Below are 18,977 nucleotides of genomic sequence, written 5' to 3' on the forward strand. Positions count from 1 at the left end.
GCGGCGCATCACGGACTCTGCCTGGGAGCACACTGGAGAGGTCAGGGGGCATCTCGGCCAAGGAGTCGTGATGACAGGCAGCGAGCTCGCCAGACGGCTGCTGAGCGAAGAGTCGATCACATCGCCGATCGTCTCGCTCTACTTCACCGTCCCCGCCGATCCGGCGCATCTGGTGGGGCTGGTACGGCGTGCCTGCCCAGATCTGGATCACGCCACCGTCGACGGCGTGCGTGGCGTGGTCGAGGACCTGCGGGGAACGCGAGGCGGCGTCGCCCTGTTCGTCTCCCCGCCCCCGGGGCTGCCAAGGCGGCTGTCCCTGCCTTGCGAGCTCGCGGAGTCGGCGCATGTGGGCATGCGTCCCTACGTCCGGCCCCTGCTCGCGGCACTGCAGCGCTGCGTGCCGTACTGCGTGGCGGTCTTCGACAACGCCCGGGCCTGGATCGGCGTGCGCAGGGAGGGCCTGCTCGTCGAGACGGCCGTGATCAGGGACGACGCGATGCCGTACGGCCCGGCCGAGCGTGGCGTCATGGCGGGCGGGTCGCGCGACGGCTACCTGCGCCGCATCGCCGACCGCGTCGCGGAGACGGTCAGGAAGGAAGGCGTCGACGCGGTGGTGCTCGGCGGGCAGGCGCAGGAGGTCCCCCGGCTGATCGCGCTGCTGCCCGCCGTGGCCCATGAGGTGTTCGCCGGTCACATCATCGCCGAACCCAGCGCGGTGACCCCCGCGAAGCTGCGGCGGCTCGCCGACGAGGTCGTGGCCCGCTGGCGGGCCGCGACGGAGGAGAGGCTGGCCGCCGCGGTGCTGGACGAGGCCGCCGGGGGCACGCACGCGGTGGAGGGGCTGGCTTGCTGTCTGGCCGCCGCGGGCGCGGGAGCCGTTCGCCAACTGCTCGTCGAGGACGGTCCGGAGGTGCCCGGCGTCGCGTGCGAGAGCTGTGCCGCCCTGCTCCCTGACATGTGGCCCGCCTGCCCGGCCTGTGGCGGCCGGGTGCGTCCCGTGGAGGACGTGCTGGAGGAGGCCGTGGTGGCGGTCCTGCGTGGCGGTGGCCAGGTCGTGCCGCTCCCGCCGTACCTCCTGGAGGGCGTGCAGGCGGCGGCCAGGCTACGGCGACATTGAGCCGGGGAAGTGGTGGACATGTCGGATTCGGAACTCGTGCGGGCAGAACCGCGAGAGCCCGAGAGCGAGCGTGATCTGCTGCGCCAGTACCTCGACGAGATCGGGGAGACGCCGCTGCTCACGGCCGAGCAGGAAGTGGAGCTGGCCAAGCGGATCGAGGCGGGCCTGTACGCGCGCAGACTGCTCGACGAGAACGGCGGGTTGCCCGCGTCGCGGCAGGCCGATCTGCTGGCGATGGCCGACGACGGGGAGACGGCCAAGGATCACATGATCCGCGCGAACCTGCGGCTGGTCGTGGCCATCGCGCGCAGGTTCCCGCAGCGAGGCATGTCGCTGCTCGACATGATCCAGGAGGGCAACCTGGGGCTGATCAAGGCCGTGGAGAAGTTCGACTACGCCAAGGGGTTCAAGTTCTCCACCTACGCCACCTGGTGGATCCGCCAGGCCATCCAGCGCGGGCTGGCCGACAGGGGCCGGACGGTGCGCCTGCCCATTCACGTCGTGGAGGACCTCGGCCGCCACGCCAGGATCGAACGCGAGCTCACCGTGCGGCTGGGGCGCGAACCCACGGTGGAGGAGACGGCGGCGGAGACGGGCTGGCCGGTGGCCAAGGTGCTCAAGTTGCGGACTCTCGCCCGGCGCGAGGTCAGCCTGGACATGCCGGTGGGTGAGGATCGCGACCGCATGCTGGCCGACCTGATCGAGGACCCCGCCGGCCTGTCGGCCGAGGACGTGGCGGTGACCCGCAGGCTCGCCGAACACCTCAGGTCGCTGGTGGACACCCTGTCGCCGGACGAGGCTCTGGTCATCACGCTGCGCTTCGGGCTGCACAACGGTCACCAGCACACCTTTCCGGAGATCGCCCGCCGGACCGGCCTGTCCCTGCAGCGCGTGCGCCGCCTGGAGAAGCAGGCACTGACCCGCCTGCGGCGACGCGAACCCATGGAGCCCTGGGCCGGCTGACCGCAGCGCCGGACCGGTTTTGCGCTGGGAGTGAAGGGACGGAGAGCATTCAGGACAGGCGGGTCAGGATGGGGAGATGCGGACACTTGTTCTGGGTGGTACGAGGTTCCTGTCCAGGGAGATCGCGCGGCAGGCGCGCGACCGCGGGCATGAGGTGGTGTGCGCGGCGCGGGGTCTCGCGGGCGATCCGCCGCAGGGCGTGGAGTTCGTCCGGGTCGATCGGAGTGAGGACGGCGGGCTGGCGCCGCTGGAGGGGACGTTCGACCTCGTCATCGACGTCGCCAGTCAGCCGAGCCTGGTACGGCGGGCCGTCGCGGAGCTCGCGGGTCGCGCGGGTCACTGGACGTTCGTGTCGTCGCGCAGCGTCTACGCCGACTTCCGCGAGGCCAACCAGGTGCTGCACGAGCCGCTGGCCCCGGGCGCCGACGAGACAGACCCGCGGAACTTCGGTCCGGCCAAGGTGGCGTGCGAGCAGCTCGTCGGTGACGAGGCGCTGCTGGTGCGAGCCGGGCTGATCGTGGGTCCGGAGGACCAGTCCGACCGCTTCACCTACTGGGTCGACCGGCTGGCACGGGGCGGGCCCGTCCTGGCTCCGGGGACGCCGGACGATCTCGTCCAGCTCGTCGACGTGCGCGATCTGGCCGCCTGGACGCTCGATGCGGCGGGCGAAGGGCTCTCCGGGCCGTACGAGGCGATCTCCATGCCCTTCGGCCGCGGCAGGCTGCTGGCGGAGATCGCCGCGGGCCTGGGCGTGCGACCCGAGCTGGTCTGGGCCGGTCAGGAGTTCCTCGCCGAGCAGAAGGTGCAGCCGTGGATGGGGCCGCGGTCCCTGCCGATGTGGCTGCCGTTGCCGGAGTACACCGGCTTCACCCGCGACACCTCCGCCGCGCTGGCCGCCGGCCTGCACATCCGCCCGGTAGCCGACACGGCCCGTGACACGCTCGCCTGGCAGCGCGCCTCCGGCCACACCGTGAGCCGCTCCGGCCTGACGCCCGCCGAGGAAGCCGGCCTTCTCCGCCTGCTCGTCTGACAGAGTGGGATGCTCTCAGCTGCCCGGCGGTTGCATGTTGTGTGTGGACGAAACGTTTTAACAATCAGCTATGCGCAAAGTAGACCCGATGGGTGGTGAGGTCAAGGGCGGTGGTCCTATGGGTGCTTTGCACGTTTTAATGGGCACACTATGAGCACCGTCAGCATCAAGGACGTCGCGGAACGCGCGCGAGTGTCTCCCGGCACCGTGTCCAACACCCTGAACCGGCCCGAGCGCGTCGCCCCCGAAACCCGCGAGCGGGTCCAGCGGGCCATCCGCGAGCTCGGCTTCGTCCGGCACGGGTCGGCGTCCACCCTGCGGGCCGGGCGGAGCCGGTCGATCGGGCTGTGCGTGCTCGACATCGCCAACCCGTTCTTCACCGACGTCGCGGCCGGGGTCGAGGACGTGGCCAGCGACCGGGGATACGCGGTGATCCTGGGGAACTCGGCCGGCTCGCGAGCACGGGAGGACCGCAACCTGCTGGTCCTGGCCGAGCAGCGGGTCATGGGCGTGCTGATCACCCCGGCGGGGGAGGATCCCGCCCCGCTGGAGGCCCTGCGCGAGCGCGGCATCCACGCCGTGCTGCTCGACCACGCCGCCCACCGCCCCGACCAGTGCTCGGTGGCGGTCGACGACATCGCCGGGGGCCTGCTGGCGACCAGGCATCTGCTGGACACGGGAACGGAGCGGATCGCCTACGTGACGGGGCCGCTCGGGATCCGGCAGTGCCACGAGCGGCAGGAGGGCATGCGCCGGGCGCTGCGCGAACGCGGCATGCGGGGCAGGGTCGCCGAGATCGTGATGCCGGAGATGAACGCGCGCAACGGGCAGCGGGCGGCGGAGAAGCTGGTCTCCGGCCCGCTTCCCGACGCGGTGTTCTGCGCCAACGACCTGCTCGCCCTGGGCGTGCTGCGCGGCCTGCTGCAGGCGGGCGTGCGCGTGCCCGACGACGTGGCGCTGATCGGGTACGACGACATCGAGTTCGCCGCGGCCTCTGCCGTGACGTTGTCCTCCATCCGGCAGCCGACGTACCAGCTCGGCCGGATCGCCACCGAGCTGCTGCTGGACGAATGCGACAACCCCGGCGGCCACGCGCATCAGCAGATCATGTTCCAGCCTGAGCTCGTCATCAGGGAGTCATCGATGCGAACGTTTCACGTGTAAGTCCACCGATGTGGATATCGCCCGCGGATGAGGCGGGCATCGCGAGCGCCGGTGCCGGGACGCGACGCCACCGTGTGAAGGCGCCCACCCGCCTCCATGATCAGCTCGCTGGCCAGGCGCTTTGCCTACCAGGCCGGCAAGCGGGAGCGATCAGGACCGCCTGACCGTTTCCGCGACCGTGGCGCAGCCGGATTGTCAGTCACGACGGACCTCTTGACACTCTTCAACGCCCGGCCTACTGTCCAGGCCAGATCTTATTAAAACGTTTCTCTAGCAGAACCCCCCAGCAGGAGAAGCACATGTCCAACACCCGGATCCTCGCTGCCCTCGGACTGGCGACCAGCCTCGCCCTGACCGCCTGCGGTTCCAGCGGAACCCCGGCGAGCGAAACCAAGGGCAGCCCCGCTCAGCAGGCCGACAGCGGGGAGTTCACTCTCCCGACCGCGGCCGCCTACTTCAACACCACGTGCCCGGCGGTCGCGGCCAAGCCCGCGACCGACAAGGAGTTCACCTACTGGTCGATGTGGACCAAGGACGAACCGCAGGGCAAGGTCGTCCAGTACATCGCCGACTGCTTCACCAAGCAGACCGGCGTCAAGGTGAACATCCAGTGGCTGGGCCGCGCCTACTTACGCCAGAACCTGGTCCCCGCCCTGAACACCGACACCGTCCCCGACCTGTTCGACCAGGACCTCACCAACGTCAAGGCGGCCATCGTCCAGCCGGGCGGCACCCAGCCCGTCGACGACGTGCTCGACATGAAGACCGGCGACGGCACGGTCCGCGAGGTGCTGCCCGCGGCGTACTGGGACACCCCGGCCGCCAAGGACGATGCCGGCAAGCAGTTCTCGATCCCGTACATCGTCATGGGCGACGCCTGGTGGTACAACAAGAAGCAGGTCGCGGCCCTGCAGCCGCCCAAACGCATGGACGAGCTGTTCGCCCTGTTCGACTCCGCCAAGAAGGCGGGCCGCTCGGCGGTCGCGCTCGACGGCGACATCAGCTACTACGCCGCGTGGTTCTTCGAGCAGGCCGCGGCCCGGTACGTCGGGCCCGGCGGGCTGGCCAAGGCCGCGCAGGACAAGACCGGCCAGGCCTGGAAGTCCGACCCGGGCTTCCAGAAGGCGGCCGAGTACACCGCCAAGCTCGGCGGCTACCTGATCGACGGCTGGGACGCGGCCAAGTTCCCGCAGATCCAGCAGCGCTGGGCGGACGGCGACGCCGACTTCCTGTTCATGGGCAGCTGGGGTCCGACCGAGACCCGCGAGTACCTCAACAAGCAGGGCGGCGGCGACGCCATCGACTACGGTTCGTTCCAGTACCCGATGCCCGAGGGCGCGACGCACGACGTCATCGAGGTCCAGGAGATCGGCTTCAGCGTCACCAAGAAGGCCAAGCACGCCGAGGCCGCCAAGGCCTTCATCGCCTACTTCCTGAACAAGGCCATGCTCGCCGGCGTCCCCGCGGTCGCCGACAGCCTGACCCCGCGCAAGGACCTGCCGGTGCCCAGCGACATCGCCGACCTGAAGACCGCGCTGGACGACCCGGCCAAGACCCACATGCTGTTCATGGACGGCCTGGACGGCATCGCCGGCGGCAAGTTCGCCGAGCAGGTCTTCTTCCCCGCCGACAACGACCTGCTCAAGGGCAAGCTCACCGGCCAGCAGTTCGTGGACAAGCTCGCCGCCAAGACCGCCGAGTTCTGGAAGACCCAGCACTGATGGCGCAGGCCGTACAGGAGCGTGCGGTGGCGCGCGGGCGTGACCTGCCCGCCACCGGCACGCCCCACCTGGTCCGCAAACGGCGGCTGTTCTGGCCGTTCGTGCTCCCGGCGATCGTGCTGTACGTGCTGTTCCTGGTCGGCCCGGCGATCGTCACCGTGGTGCTCAGCTTCACCCGCTGGTCGGGCGCCGGCACGCCGAGGTTCGCCGGGTTCGACGAGTACGCCCAGATGCTGGGCAGCGAGTCGTTCCGTTACGCCTTCGGCAACACGCTGATGTACATCGCGGTCGGTGGGATCGGCACGTTCCTGTTCGCTTTCCTGTTCGCGATGGTGCTGCGGGACATGAAGGCGAGCAAGCTGATCCGGGCGATCCTGTTCTTCCCGAACATCGTCGCGCCGGTGGCCATCGGCATGTTCTTCGGCTTCGTCTTCCGCTACAACCCCTCCAAGCAGGGCCTGGCCAACTTCCTGCTCAACCTGGCCGGGGCGCCCGCAGCCAAGTTCCTGCAGCCGGAGACCGTCGTCTGGGTGGTGATCGGCGCGCTGATCTGGGCGAGCGCCGGGTTCTACATCACCATCCTGATGGCCGCGATCGACCGCATCCCGCCCTACCTCTACGAGGACGCCGACCTGTGCGGGGCGACGCCGTGGCAGAAGTTCCGGCACATCACGCTGCCCATGATCTGGGACGTGGTCGGGATCGCCGGGGTGCTGTGGACGATCGGCGCCGTCAAGATCTTCGAGATGGTCTTCGTCCTGGCCGGTCCCGGCACCTACCTGCCGCCCAACAAGACCTGGACGCTGGCGATCTACGTCTACGACCGCTCGTTCGGCACCCAGGGCACCCCGGAGTACGGCGTCGCCTGCGCCACGGCCGTCGTGATGATCGCGCTGGTGACCTTCCTGGTGCTGACGCTGCGCTGGGTGATGCGCAGGGAGAGGCTGGAATACTGATGCTGCGCCTCGCCGGCAGGACGATCATCTGGCTGTTCACCGCTGTCAACGTCCTGCTCCTCTACTGGCTGATCGCGGCGTCGTTCAAGACGCCGCTGGAGATCTTCCGCGACCCGTTCGGGCTGCCGCACACCTGGTTCGAGCGCGGCCGGCCGTTCCGCAACTTCCTCTACGCCTGGAACCAGGCGGAGTTCGGGCACGCGTTCCTGATCACCGTCGTCCTGACGGCCGTGGCGTCGGTCGCGATCGTGCTGATCTCGGCCCCCGCGGCGTACGCGCTGAGCCGGCTCGGCGTCCGCGGATCGGGGCCGCTGACCAGCTTCATCGCGATCGGGATGGGCGTGCCGATCCAGACGGTGATCATCCCGCTGTTCGTCGGGATGGCGCAGCTCAAGCTGACCAACAGCCTGCTCGGGCTGTTCCTGCTCTACGTCGCGCTCTCGCTGCCGTTCACGATCTTCCTGCTGACCGGGTTCTTCCGCACACTGCCGGAGGAGCTCGAGGAGGCGGCCGCGCTGGACGGCGCGTCGCCGCTGAGGACGTTCGTGCGGATCACGCTCCCGCTCGCCAAGGGCGGGATGATCACGGCGCTGATCCTCAACGCGATCGGGCTCTGGAACGAGGCCCTGCTGGCGATCGTGTTCATCCAGGACACCTCGGGCTTCACGCTGTCCCGCGCGCTGTTCACGCTGTACGGCGCCGCCACCTACCAGTCGGAGTACGGCGGGCTGATCGCCGGCGTGGCCATCGTGGTGCTGCCGATGCTCGTCCTCTACATCGTCCTGGCCAGGAGGATCATCTCCGGCCTCACCCTGGGAGCAGGCAAGTGACGCGGATCTCGGACCTCGGGCCGGTCAGCCCGCTGCCGATCCTCGAGCTGCTGCCGTACGGCATGCGCAGCCAGTACGCCCGCGACCCGCGCGAGCGGGACATCCCGGTGCTGGTGCTGGAGAACGACCACCTGCGCGCCGAGTTCCTGCCGTCGCTCGGCGGGCGGCTCTGGTCGCTGATCGACAAGTCCACCGGAAGGGAGCTGCTGTTCAGGAACCCGGTCATCCAGCCGGCCAACCTGGCGCTGCGCGACGCCTGGTTCGCCGGCGGGGTCGAGTGGAACCTCGGCACGACCGGGCACTGGCCGCTGACCTGCGAGCCGCTGCACGCGGTCAGGGTCGGCGACGGGATCAGGATGTTCGAGTACGAGCGGGCGTTCGGCCTGGTCATGCAGCTGGACGCGCGGCTCGACGGCGACCGGCTCCTGGTCGGCGTGACGCTGCGTAACCCGCGCCCGCACCCCGTCCAGGCCTACTGGTGGTCGAACATCGCCGTTCCTGAGACACCGGACACCCGGGTGCTTGTCCCGGCGGCCAAGGCCGACTACTACGGCTACGAGCAGGAGCTGACCACGGTCCCCGTCACGCCCGAGGTCCTGCGCCCCTCGGCCTGGCGACGGGCGGCCGACTACTTCTTCCACGTCGAGGGCCCGCCGTGGATCGCGGCGGTGGACTCCTCAGGGCACGGGCTCCTGCATGAGTCCACGGAACGGCTGCTCGGCAGGAAGCTGTTCGGCTGGGGCACCGGGCCCGGCGGCTCGCGCTGGCAGGAGTGGCTGTCCGAGCCCGGCCTGCGCTACCTGGAGATCCAGGGCGGGCTCTGCCGCACCCAGCTGGAGCACGTCCCGATCGGGCCGGGGGCGCGCTGGACCTGGACGGAGAGCTACGGCCCCTACGACCCCGCCCGTACGGCGGGCCTGGAGAACGCCGCCGAGCAGTGGTGGGACCTGCCCGCAGGCGAGATCCTGCACCTGGGATCCGGGTGGGGCGCGCTCGAGGCGCTGCCCGGCTTCCCGCCGGAGAGCCTGGGCCCCGAGCAGCAGCCCTGGCTGACGTTGTGCGAGACCGGCGTGCTGCCGGAGCCCGCCGCGTGCGTGGTCGGCCCGGAATGGCTGCGTCTGCTCGAGGACGCCACCGACTGGCACGGGCTCTACCATTTCGGGCTCAACCTCCTCGCGGCCGGAGACCTCCGCGGTGCCAGGTCCGCCTGGGAGGAGTCGCTGGGCCTCCACAGGTCCCCGCTGGTCCTGCGGGCACTGGCGCAGACGGGTGACGACGCGGCGAAAGCCGTACTCCTCCTCGAAGCGCACTCGCTCGCACCTTACCTGCACCCACTGACGGTCGAAACGCTCCGCGCCCTGATCGACGCCGATCGGGCCGGCGACGCACTGGAGGTGATCGACAACCTGGAAGACCGCCGTCATGGCCGGATCCGGCTCCTGGAAGCCCAGGCGGCCGTGAAGGCCGGTGACCTGGAGCGTGCCGGTCGCGTCCTGGACGGCGACCTGGTCGTTCCCGACCTGCGCGAGGGGGAGGACTCCCTCGACGCGCTGTGGTTCGCCCTGCACGGCGACGACGCCGAACTCCCCGCCCGCTACGACTTCCGCATGAGCTGACATCCCCCAGGAGATCTCCGTGCTCCGTACCCTGCTCGCGTTAGCCGCCTTACTCTTCCCGTTACTGCTCTCCGAGCCCGCCCAGGCCGCCGCGTTGTCGGTCTGGGTGCAGAACGAATCCGACCGCGCCTTCTCCTCCTCCAGCCCGCCGTCGAGCGCGCCGGGATCGATCGGGCTCTACGCCGCGCGCAACGAGTACCAGGCCGCGCAGATCCTGGTCCGATCCGGCAGCGCGCAGACCGGCGTCTCGGTCAGCGTCGGCGCGCTGTCCGGTCCGGGAACGTCCATCACCGACATCACCGCCCGCAAGGAGTACAACCACCCCAACATCGCCAAGGTGGGCTCGGACTATCAGAATCCGCCCGACGGCGGCAGTGCCTACTTCGACGCCCTGGTCGACAACACGCCGCAGAGCCTGGCGGCCAACACCACGCTGGCGTACTTCTACCAGGTCCACGTGCCGACGGGGCAGACGCCGGGCGTCTACACCGGCAGCGCGGTGGTGCACAGCGATTCGGGCAACGTGACCGTGCCGGTGTCGGTGACGGTCTACAACGTGGCGATTCCGCCGGCCAACCAGTCGTCGTTCAAGATGAACAACTGGTTCACCTCGGCCGGCTGGGACTACTCCGGCACGCAGATGTCGATCCCGGTCCAGTACGGCGTCAGCATGTACGACTCGAACTGGTGGAAGGTCATCGGCAACTTCGCCGTCAACCAGGCCAAGCACCGCAACAACGTGATCTACGCGGACTTCCAGGCCCTGCTGATCCCGGGAACCACGGTGGACTCGTCGGGGAACTACACCTGGGACTGGTCGAACTTCGATCGCTTCGTCCAGCTCTTCATGGACGCCGGAGCGATGCAGTACATCTACACGCCCACCCTGCTCGAGGGGAACCCGGACGGCAACAACCCCGGCCTGGAGATGCTCGTCGCGGCCAACGGGGTCAGCGGCCCGGTCAAGCGGGTCCTCGCCACGCCCAACACCGCGACGACCAACGGCTACCTGGACAAGGTCTTCCCCGCGCTCAAGGCGCACCTCGACGCCAAGGGCTGGACGGACAAGTTCTACATGAGCGCGCTCGACGAGCCGTCGGCGACCGCTCAGGTGAACGCGGCGAACTGGCTCTACACCAAGTACAAGGCCTACTTCCCGAACCCGCGGACGAACGAGGCGCACGCCTCGCTGTTCCCCGGAAACGAGGCCAACCTGACGACGCTCACGCCGTACACCGGCACCTACGACGCGAACGTCGCGCACTACCAGAGCCAGCGGCTGGCCGGGAAGGACCTGTGGCTCTACACCTGCGCCGTGCCGCAGGACTCGCACATGAACAGGTTCGTCTCCTACCCCCTCGACAGCACCCGGCTGCTCCCGTGGCTGGTCTGGAAGGTCGGCGGAGACGGTTACCTGCACTGGGGCTGGAACTACTGGGGCAACCTCGGCGACGGCTCCAACTTCGGCAACGTCAACACCTTCGACGACTGGCAGACCGGCGACAACTGGCTGGTCCGGCCGAACAAGCCGGCCTACGACGTGTACGACAGCCTGCGCAGCGAGGCCCAGCTCGACGGGCAGCAGGACTTCGAGCTGCTCAACCAGCTCAGCGCCGTCAAGCCGATCACAGCTCGGCAGATCACGGAAAGCCTGATCACCAACGGCTCCTCCTACGATCACGTCGGCGCAGACGTGGTGGAACGGCACAAGCAGATCCTGGACGAGCTGGTGTCGACGACGCCCGACATGGCCTTCCCCTTCACGGACGGCTTCGACGGGACCGAGCAGGCCTGGCGGCACACCAAGGGCACCTGGTCGGTCAGCTCAGGCGAGTACGTCCAGTCGGACACCAGCGACTGGGGCTTCGCCTCGGCCGTCGAGGGCCGCACCTACGGCGACGTCGCCGCGAGCGTGGACCTGAAGATCACCGGCGTGCAGGCGGGCAGCGGCAACTCCAACTGGGCCGGGCTGATGATCCACAGCCTGAACCCGACCGACATGGACAGCGGCTACCTGGTCGCGCAGCGCAACGACGGCCGGGTCTTCCTCTACCGCAACGGCACCACGCTGGCCCAGGCCTCCGCGCCCGGCTACGTGCCCGGGGCGTGGAACCACCTGCGGGTGATCTACCAGCAGGGCGCGATCAAGGTCTACTCGGGCGGTGACCAGGTCCTCTCGGTCACCGACAACGCCTTCCCGCTCGGCAGCGTCGCCGTGATCACCGGCGGTGCGAGCGCCCGCTTCGACAACGTCCACGTCAACCCGCTGGTCAACGCGGCCGAGCTCGGGACGGTGACCGCCTCCAGCTCCTACCAGGCCGACGGCTGGAGCACGGCTGCCGCCAACGACGGGCTGCGGACCTCGTGGAGCAACGCGCTGGGGTGGAGCAGCATCGACAACATGACCACCAACCACACCGAGTGGCTGAAGGTCGACCTCGGCAGCACCCGGTCCATCAGCCGGGTCGATCTCTATCCGCGCAACGACGGCGCGAACACCGGCCTCGGCTTCCCGATCGACTTCACCGTCCAGGTGTCGGCGAACGGAACCAGCTGGACCACGGTCGCCTCGCCGACCGGCTACGCCCGGCCGTCCGCCGATCCGCAGACCTTCCCGTTCGCGCCGGTCAACGCCCGCTACGTGAAGGTGACCGGCACCAACCTGCGGACCGACAACCTCGGGCACTACCACATGCAGCTCGCCGAGATCGAGACCGCGGGCGGCGACCTGGCCCTCGGCCGGACCGTCACCTCGTCGAGCTCGGTGGAGTATCCCGCGGAGAGCTGGCTGCGGGCCGACGCCACGGACGGGGTACGGCTGTCGCAGCTGTGGTACTCGATGGGCTTCAGCAGCGCGCTGGCGTCCTCGCAGCACACCGAGTGGGCCCAGGTCGACCTGGGCGGGCCCTCGCGGGTGAGCAAGGTCGTGCTGTGGCCGCGCAGCGACGGCGCGAACACCGGGAACGGCTTCCCCGTCGACTTCACCATCCAGGTGTCGGCTGACGGGACCACGTGGACGACGGTGGCCTCCCGCAACGGTTATCCGAAGCCGGGCGCGACCGGGCAGGAGTTCAGCTTCTCTCCGGTGACCGCCCGGTATGTCCGGACGACGGGGACGCAGCTCGACTCCAGCTACCTGCTGCAGCTCGCGGAGATCGAGGTCTTCTAGGGTTGGACGTCGCCGGTCTCCCGATGGGGGGACCGGCGACTGTTCACGTGCCCGCCTGCTGCGGGGCCGGGGCGGCCTCCTGGTGGGGCGTGACGCGCCGCCGTACAGCCAGCCCGAACAGCACGACCAGCAGGCCGCACACTCCGGACAGCGCGAAGGGAGCGGCAGGCCGCCACAGGTCGTAGAGCCACCCGCCGATCCCGGAGATCACGAAGATCCCGATCGCGCCGCAGAGCGTCTGCACCCCGAAGCTGGAACCCCGCAGGCGGCCGGGCACCTGCTGGGCCAGCAGCGGGCCCGCGGTGGTGATGACGCCGATCTCGCCCAGCCCGATGAGGGCCGCCACCAGCATCATCCCCGGCCCGAGCGGATCGCTGACCAGCAGGCTCGACAGGTACGCGACCGCGGCGACCGCCTGGGCCAGGATCACCACGTCCTGCCGCCGCATCCGGTCGCCGAGCCAGCCGAACAGCGGCGCGCCCACCACGATCACCAGGTACGCGATGCCGACGATCGCGCCGCTCTTGGCCAGCGCCTCGGTGGCGGGCATGCCCCGCACGCCCCTGGCGTAGTCCACGATCCACAGCGACAGGAAACTGGCCACCAGCGCCAGATCCGCCCTGGCCACGAAGGACGCCGCGTACGACAGCGCCACCCCGGGGTCGCGGGCCAGCCGTACCCCCTCACCGATCAGGCGCATCAGCCCCGGCCTCTGCTCGGCGGCCCCCGGCTGCTCTACGGCGGGCGCCGCCAGACCCGGCGCGAGCGTGCCGCGCAGCGCCAGCGCGCCCAGACCCACCAGCGCGGCGACGATCAGGAAGCCCACCCTGGCGGCCGTGGTCGGGTCCATGCCGCCCTTCTCCAGCATGCTCGGCAGCCGCACCAGCACCAGCACGGCGACCACCGCGCCGATGCCGCTGAACAGGCCGAGCCAGCCGTAGGCCTTGCCGCGTGCCCGATCGAGCACGTAGTCGGCGGTGATCGCGGACATGGTGACGTTCAGCGCCGCGATGCCGAGCGCGAAGACGATCCGCAGCGCGACCAGGACGACGACGTTGCCCGCGAACGGGTACAGCGCCGCGCCCAGCGCGCACAGCAGCAGCCCGGCGATCGCGACGGGACGCCGGCCGATCCGGTCGGCCAGCGCGCCGTACCAGGCCAGGCTCAGTATCAGCCCGACCTCTGCCGCGACCTGCAGGTATCCGGTCGCGCGGCCCAGCTCGTCGCCGGACAGGCGCAGCACCTCGCCCAGCACGTACGGCTGGCCGGCCGGCAGGAACGTGATGACGGCGGTGCCCAGGAGCCCGAGCCCCATGCACGCCCAGAGATTGGTCCTGCTGATGCCCGTCGAGGCATGGAGACCTAACATGGCAGCGATCATCGCAACGTTCGCCCGAGATCGTCTAGGTTTGCCCCATGATGAGTGACCGAGTCCCGCCGGGTATCAGAGCCTCGGTGCCCAACGTGGCACGGATGTACGACTACTACCTCGGCGGGAAGGACAACTTCGCGGCCGACAGGGATGCCGCCGAGAAGGTGCTGGCGATCATCCCCGAGATCAGAGGCGACGCCCGCAACAGCCGGGCCTTCCTGCAGCGTGCGGTGCGTCACCTCACGCAGGCGGGCGTGGACCAGTTCCTGGACATCGGATCCGGGCTGCCCACCGCCGGTCACGTGCACGAGGTGATCGACGGCGCGAAGGTCGTCTACGTGGACAACGACCCCGTCGTGCTGACCCACTCCCGCGCCCTGCTCGGCCGCTCGCCCGGTGTCACCGTCCAGGAGGGCGACCTCCGGCGGCCGGAGGATGTCATGGCGCATGCGGCGGACGTGCTCGACCTGTCCCGGCCGATCGCGCTGCTGGTGGTCTCGCTGCTGCACTTCGTCACCGACGGGGAGGACCCGGCCGGCATCGTGCACCGGTACCGGGACCTGCTGCCCGCGGGTAGCTACATCGTGCTGACGCACGTCGCCCCTGACACCATGCCGAACAAGGCCGACGACGTCAGCGCCGTCTACCGGAACGCCACCTCACCCTTCACGCCCCGCAGGCGGGCGGAGTTCGAGACGTTCCTGGACGGCTTCGAGATCCTCGAGCCCGGCATCGTCAACACCCGGGAGTGGCGCCCGGACCCGACCACCGACACCTCCCGGATCAGCGGCGACTACCACCTCTGCGCGGTGGGGCACAAACACCCCTGACCGCTGGATCGGCTGGGTCAGGCCGGCTGGACGAGGACCGGCTCGGCGGTTCTGCTCCTGGCCTGCTGCCGCAGCTGCCGCAGCGCGATCACGTGCAGGGCGATCGCCAGGGGGACGACCGTGGTGATGATCATTGACAACGGCAGCACCGAGATGGCCAGGCTGGACGGCTGCGTCGTGATCAGCCGCGTGGGGCCCAGGGCGGTGAGGACGCCGAGGGTGATGGCGACCACCAGGTCCAGCATGCCCAGGAGCTGGAACAGGATCGCCCCTCGGCCGGCGGTCCCGCGCGCGATCCGCTTGGCGATCGAGGGCGCGCGCAGGCCGACGGCGATGTCGCCGAGACCCGCGGGGATCGCGAACAGGGGCGGCAGGGCTCCCACGGCCATGGCGAGCAGGAAGGCCAGGCCGATGACGCGGAAGGTCTGCGGGAACGTCAGCCGGGCCGCGGTGGCGGGGTGGGCGAGGATCCTGGCGATCGCCGGGATCCGGCTCATCAGCAGGGGAACCGCCAACGCCCCGACCGCGGCCACGGGTACCCAGGGGTTGGCGGCCGCCGCGTCCTGGCGGAACGCGCCGGAAGCGGCCAGGAGCGCGCTCGCCGCCATCCAGCCGAGCCAGAGAGCCGAGAACCCGATGGCGATCGCGGCTGCTCTCGGGCGGCCGAAGCCAGTGGCGACGGCTCCACGGAACAGGGCCGCCGAGGTCGCCAGCGGCATCGCCGCCGCCTCCACGAACACGATCAGCCAGACGTAGACGGGCAGGTCAGTCATAACGAACACCTTGTCTGTTGCTGAACACCATGTTCGAGTATGGTCAGCGGGAGGAGGCAGTCGTCAACGTTCAATCAGGGCCGGCCGTACGGTTCCGGACACCGGCCGGCGATTGTCCCGGAACGCGAGGTGAGGTGGAGCCGTGACCGAGGACCGGAGAGTGCGCCGTACCCGGCGGATCCTGCGCGACGCGTTCACCGCGCTGGTGCTGGAGAAGGGCTACGACCGCATCACCGTGCAGGACATCCTCGACCGGGCCGACGTGGGCCGCTCGACGTTCTATGCGCACTTCCGCGACAAGGACGCGCTGCTCATGGCCTGCTTCGACGGTGTCCGCGAGGACCTGCAGAACGAGTTCGCCTCGGCGGAGACCGGCCCGGAGGGGCCCGCGGCGACGCTGTTCCGCCACGCCGGCCGGCACAGGCAGATCTACCGGGCGCTGTGCGGCCACAGGGGAGGCGAGCTCGTCCACCGCCACCTCAAGCGCCTCATCGCCGACGCCGTGCGCGACCACCTCGCGCCGGGCGACCCGGACCTGCCCGCCGACGCGGTGGCGGCGTTCTACGCCAGCGCCACGGTGGGTCTGCTGCAGTGGTGGGTCGACCACGACTTCGCCGGCGGGGCGACCCGGATGGCCGCCGCCCACCACCGCCTCACGTCCACGGCGTTCACCGGGATTTGATCAGCCGGAGACGCTGTGGAGGCCGTTCTCGATGTGGCCGGCCAGCACCCGGCGGAAGCCCTTGTCGGCCGGGCTGGTGATGCGGAGCTCGTACCAGCCGTGGGTGTTCTCGCACGACACCGGGACCTCACGCGAGGAGCCGGGCGCGAGCTGGACGGTGAGGCCGCCCACCTGGAGGGTGACCGCCGAGGCACCGGGGTTGGCGATGCCGACCACGATCCGCCGGGGCTCGGTCTCGACGCGGTGCGTGATCTCGATGGCAGGTCCGGCGGCGGAGCCGGCGAACTCACGGCGGAAGCCGTTCGGTCCCGTGAGCACGAGCTCATAGCGGCCGCGGATTTCGACCGTGCGGCAGGCGGTGCCCAGCACGTCGGCGTGCCAGGGCCGGGCGAACTCCCCGGCGTAGGGGTACAGGGCCAGGTGGGCGCTCTCGATGCCGCCGTTGACCACGGTCACGGTCAGCGTGCCGTCCCGCGCCACGGCCCAGCCGTCCAGCTGGTACGGCAGCGCCCTGGCCGGCCGTATGCCCTCCTCGACCAGCGGCAGGCCGGGAGAGGCGAGAGCGGTCGGGAGCCAGCGGCCGGTGAAGGCCGGCACGGGGCCCGGCGGGGTCAGCGCCCGCGGTGGCGCGCTGGAGGAGAAGTCGAAGGCGCTGGTCAGGTCGCCGGAGACCGCCCGCCGCCACGGGCTGATGTCGGGGAAGCGGACGCCCAGCCAGGTCTCCAGGAAGCGGGTGGTGGAGGTGTGGTCGAAGGTCTGCGAGCAGACGTAGCCGCCCGCGCTCCACGGCGAGACCACGATCATCGGGACCCGCATGCCCAGCCCGATCGGGTGCCCGTCGTAGAACTCCTCCGGCCTGTCCTCGGGCGGCAGGGGCGGCGGGACGTGGTCGAACTGGCCGTCGTTCTCGTCGTAGGTGAGGAACAGCACGGTCGAGTCCCACACCTCGGGGCTGGCGGCGAGGGCGTCGAGGATGTCGTAGACGAGGCGCGCGCTCTGGGCGGGGGAGGACTCGCTGGGGTGGTCGCAGTCGGCCGCGGCGGCGACGACGTAGCTCACCCGCGGCAGGGTCCCTGCCTCGACGTCGGCGCGGAAGGCGGCGGCCAGGGTGCCCGCCGGTACGCGGTGCAGCGCCCGGTCGTAGAGCTGCCGGTCCTCGGGAGTCAGCGCGGCCACGTTCTCGGCCAGTTCGGACAGCAGGTCGGGACCGGCGGCGGCGTAGAAGGACTCCATGCTGGTGAAGCCGCCGGGCAGGACCTTCGCGGCCAGCTCGCGGAAGCGGGCGAAGAACTCCAGGTTGTTGTCGGTGAAGTTGTCCCGCTCCTGGTAGACGCGCCAGGAGTGGCCGGCCGCCTGGAGGATCTCGCCCGCGTTGGACCAGGTGTAGCCGGGGTGGTCGTCCTCGTAGGCGTCGTTGTCCACGGCCCGCCTGGCGCTGCCGGGCTCGAACCCGGAGTGGCCGCTGAAGTGGTAGTTGCGGTTCGGGCTGGTGGAGCCGATCACCGAGCAGAAGTACTGGTCGCAGATGGTGAAGGTGTCGGCAAGCTCGTACTGCAGCGGCACATCCCGCCGGTCGAGGTAGGTCATCGTGGCCGGGCCCTTGGCCGTGATCCAACCGTCGTGCCAGCCGCCCGCGACCGCCACCTGGCCGTCCGTCCAGCTGTGCGGCAGGGAGTCGAGCCACTGCGGGTCACGCCCGGCCAGCCTGGCCGCCTCCCGCAGCGGGAAGGGCCGCACCGCGCCGCCGCCCGACGGCTGCTCGAAGACCGACCCGCCGTGGCGCAGCGCGATCGCGTTGCGGTCGGCGAAGCCGCGCACGCCGCGCAGCGTGCCGAAGTAGTGGTCGAAAGAGCGGTTCTCCTGCATGAGGAAGACCACGTGCTTGATCGCCCCCAGCCCGCCTTCCGGCATCGGCTTGGCGAGCGCTTCGTGCACGGATGGGGGCAGAGCCGATGCCTGACGCATGACGCGGACATTACCGCTCAAAATCGCTCACGCATAGATGTCATTTCCGCTCAAACTCCGGCAAAACTACCACAGTCTGTCGATCTGACCCGGGTAGAGCTCGATGCGGGCGTGGTGGAACGACAGCCGGTGCTGCTTGGCCGCCGGGGAGAAGAAATCGGCCATGGTGACCTTGTCGAAGCCGGGCCGGTCGCTGGGGAAGGGCTCTTCGGGGGTCCCGCCGATCAGGAACGTGCCCGGCAGCAGTTGCCAGCCCGCGCTCTCGTAGAAGGTCTGGAGGGGCCGGTCGCAGGTGAACAGGCCGATGTCGTACCTGGCTTCGGCCATCTGTGCGCGAGCGGCGGCCACCAGGTGGCGGCCGTGCCCATGGCCACGGGCCGCCTTCCTGGTCACCACGGTGCTCAGTCCGGCGGCGTGGTAGCGGCGACCGGCGTGCGTGAGCTCCTTGGACAGGATGTCCAGGGCGGCCAGCACGGTGCCGCCGTCCACCAGCACCATGGACAGCGGCCGCAGGGCGGGATCGTGGTTCGGCTCCCCGCTGTCCGGAGCCGGGAAGGAGAACGACGGCCACGCCTCCTGCTGCAGGTCACGGATCTGCGCCAGCAGCTCAGGCGGGGTGGCCGACTCGGGAAACGACACGATGTGCATGCCCCCGAGTGTGCTGACCACGACAGATCCGGTGCAAACGGGTTTCAGCACTCGATGACGTTGACGGCCAGGCCGCCGCGTGAGGTCTCCTTGTACTTGTCGAGCATGTCGCGGCCGGTGTCGCGCATGGTCTTGATGGCC

At 70.0% G+C, this 18,977-nt stretch carries 15 protein-coding genes; 11 read left to right on the forward strand and 4 right to left on the reverse strand.

The annotated features are described in order from the left end of the window. Positions 1 to 70: 70 nt before the first annotated feature. From ACIBHX_RS51515 to ACIBHX_RS51555, 9 genes are all read left to right on the forward strand, one after another. The gene (locus tag ACIBHX_RS51515) at positions 71 to 1,117 is read left to right on the forward strand and encodes a hypothetical protein (protein ID WP_397076287.1); all 1,047 of its coding nucleotides are present in this window, start codon (positions 71 to 73) and stop codon (positions 1,115 to 1,117) included. Positions 1,118 to 1,135: 18 nt separating this feature from the next. Beyond that, positions 1,136 to 2,080 (forward strand): sigma-70 family RNA polymerase sigma factor, encoded by a 945-nt coding sequence (locus ACIBHX_RS51520; RefSeq protein ID WP_397076288.1) that lies wholly within the window; start codon positions 1,136 to 1,138, stop codon positions 2,078 to 2,080. A gap of 76 nt (positions 2,081 to 2,156) precedes the next feature. Next, positions 2,157 to 3,110: an NAD-dependent epimerase/dehydratase family protein gene (locus ACIBHX_RS51525; RefSeq protein ID WP_397076289.1), complete on the forward strand. Its 954-nt coding sequence runs from the start codon at positions 2,157 to 2,159 to the stop codon at positions 3,108 to 3,110. A 150-nt stretch (positions 3,111 to 3,260) separates the two neighbouring features. After that, entirely contained in the window at positions 3,261 to 4,274 is a 1,014-nt protein-coding gene (locus tag ACIBHX_RS51530) for a LacI family DNA-binding transcriptional regulator (RefSeq protein WP_397076290.1), read from the forward strand. Positions 4,275 to 4,573: 299 nt separating this feature from the next. After that, positions 4,574 to 5,995, forward strand: coding sequence for an ABC transporter substrate-binding protein (locus ACIBHX_RS51535; RefSeq protein ID WP_397076291.1), 1,422 nt, complete (start codon positions 4,574 to 4,576; stop codon positions 5,993 to 5,995). 26 nt (positions 5,996 to 6,021) lie between these two features. After that, positions 6,022 to 6,951 (forward strand): carbohydrate ABC transporter permease, encoded by a 930-nt coding sequence (locus ACIBHX_RS51540; RefSeq protein ID WP_397076292.1) that lies wholly within the window; start codon positions 6,022 to 6,024, stop codon positions 6,949 to 6,951. Beyond that, positions 6,951 to 7,781: a carbohydrate ABC transporter permease gene (locus ACIBHX_RS51545; protein WP_397076294.1), complete on the forward strand. Its 831-nt coding sequence runs from the start codon at positions 6,951 to 6,953 to the stop codon at positions 7,779 to 7,781. Before ACIBHX_RS51540 ends, ACIBHX_RS51545 begins: the two co-directional genes overlap by 1 nt. After that, a complete protein-coding gene (locus ACIBHX_RS51550; RefSeq protein ID WP_397076295.1) occupies positions 7,778 to 9,397 on the forward strand; it encodes a DUF5107 domain-containing protein in 1,620 nt (539 codons plus the stop codon). Before ACIBHX_RS51545 ends, ACIBHX_RS51550 begins: the two co-directional genes overlap by 4 nt. Before the next feature lie 19 nt (positions 9,398 to 9,416). Further along, entirely contained in the window at positions 9,417 to 12,566 is a 3,150-nt protein-coding gene (locus ACIBHX_RS51555; protein WP_397076296.1) for a discoidin domain-containing protein, read from the forward strand. 43 nt (positions 12,567 to 12,609) lie between these two features. On the opposite strand, the gene ACIBHX_RS51560 is transcribed toward ACIBHX_RS51555, so the two are convergent. Further along, positions 12,610 to 13,935: an MFS transporter gene (locus ACIBHX_RS51560; RefSeq protein ID WP_397076298.1), complete on the reverse strand. Its 1,326-nt coding sequence runs from the start codon at positions 13,933 to 13,935 to the stop codon at positions 12,610 to 12,612. A gap of 47 nt (positions 13,936 to 13,982) precedes the next feature. Between ACIBHX_RS51560 and ACIBHX_RS51565 the strand changes: the two genes are divergently transcribed. Continuing rightward, positions 13,983 to 14,768: an SAM-dependent methyltransferase gene (locus ACIBHX_RS51565; RefSeq protein ID WP_397076300.1), complete on the forward strand. Its 786-nt coding sequence runs from the start codon at positions 13,983 to 13,985 to the stop codon at positions 14,766 to 14,768. 17 nt (positions 14,769 to 14,785) lie between these two features. Here ACIBHX_RS51565 and ACIBHX_RS51570 read toward each other — a convergent pair whose 3' ends face one another. After that, the gene (locus tag ACIBHX_RS51570) at positions 14,786 to 15,541 is read right to left on the reverse strand and encodes a hypothetical protein (RefSeq protein WP_397076301.1); all 756 of its coding nucleotides are present in this window, start codon (positions 15,539 to 15,541) and stop codon (positions 14,786 to 14,788) included. 142 nt (positions 15,542 to 15,683) lie between these two features. Between ACIBHX_RS51570 and ACIBHX_RS51575 the strand changes: the two genes are divergently transcribed. Beyond that, a complete protein-coding gene (locus ACIBHX_RS51575; RefSeq protein ID WP_397076303.1) occupies positions 15,684 to 16,223 on the forward strand; it encodes a TetR/AcrR family transcriptional regulator in 540 nt (179 codons plus the stop codon). Here ACIBHX_RS51575 and ACIBHX_RS51580 read toward each other — a convergent pair whose 3' ends face one another. Beyond that, positions 16,224 to 18,188 carry a phosphocholine-specific phospholipase C gene (locus ACIBHX_RS51580; protein WP_397076304.1) on the reverse strand — a complete coding sequence of 655 codons (1,965 nt, stop codon included), beginning with the start codon at positions 18,186 to 18,188 and terminating at the stop codon, positions 16,224 to 16,226. A 66-nt stretch (positions 18,189 to 18,254) separates the two neighbouring features. Further along, positions 18,255 to 18,836, reverse strand: a complete 582-nt coding sequence (locus tag ACIBHX_RS51585) for a GNAT family N-acetyltransferase (protein ID WP_397076306.1) — start codon at positions 18,834 to 18,836, stop codon at positions 18,255 to 18,257. Positions 18,837 to 18,977 lie beyond the last annotated feature (141 nt).

The organism is Nonomuraea sp. NPDC050536, from assembly GCF_044457685.1.
Taxonomy (GTDB): domain Bacteria; phylum Actinomycetota; class Actinomycetes; order Streptosporangiales; family Streptosporangiaceae; genus Nonomuraea.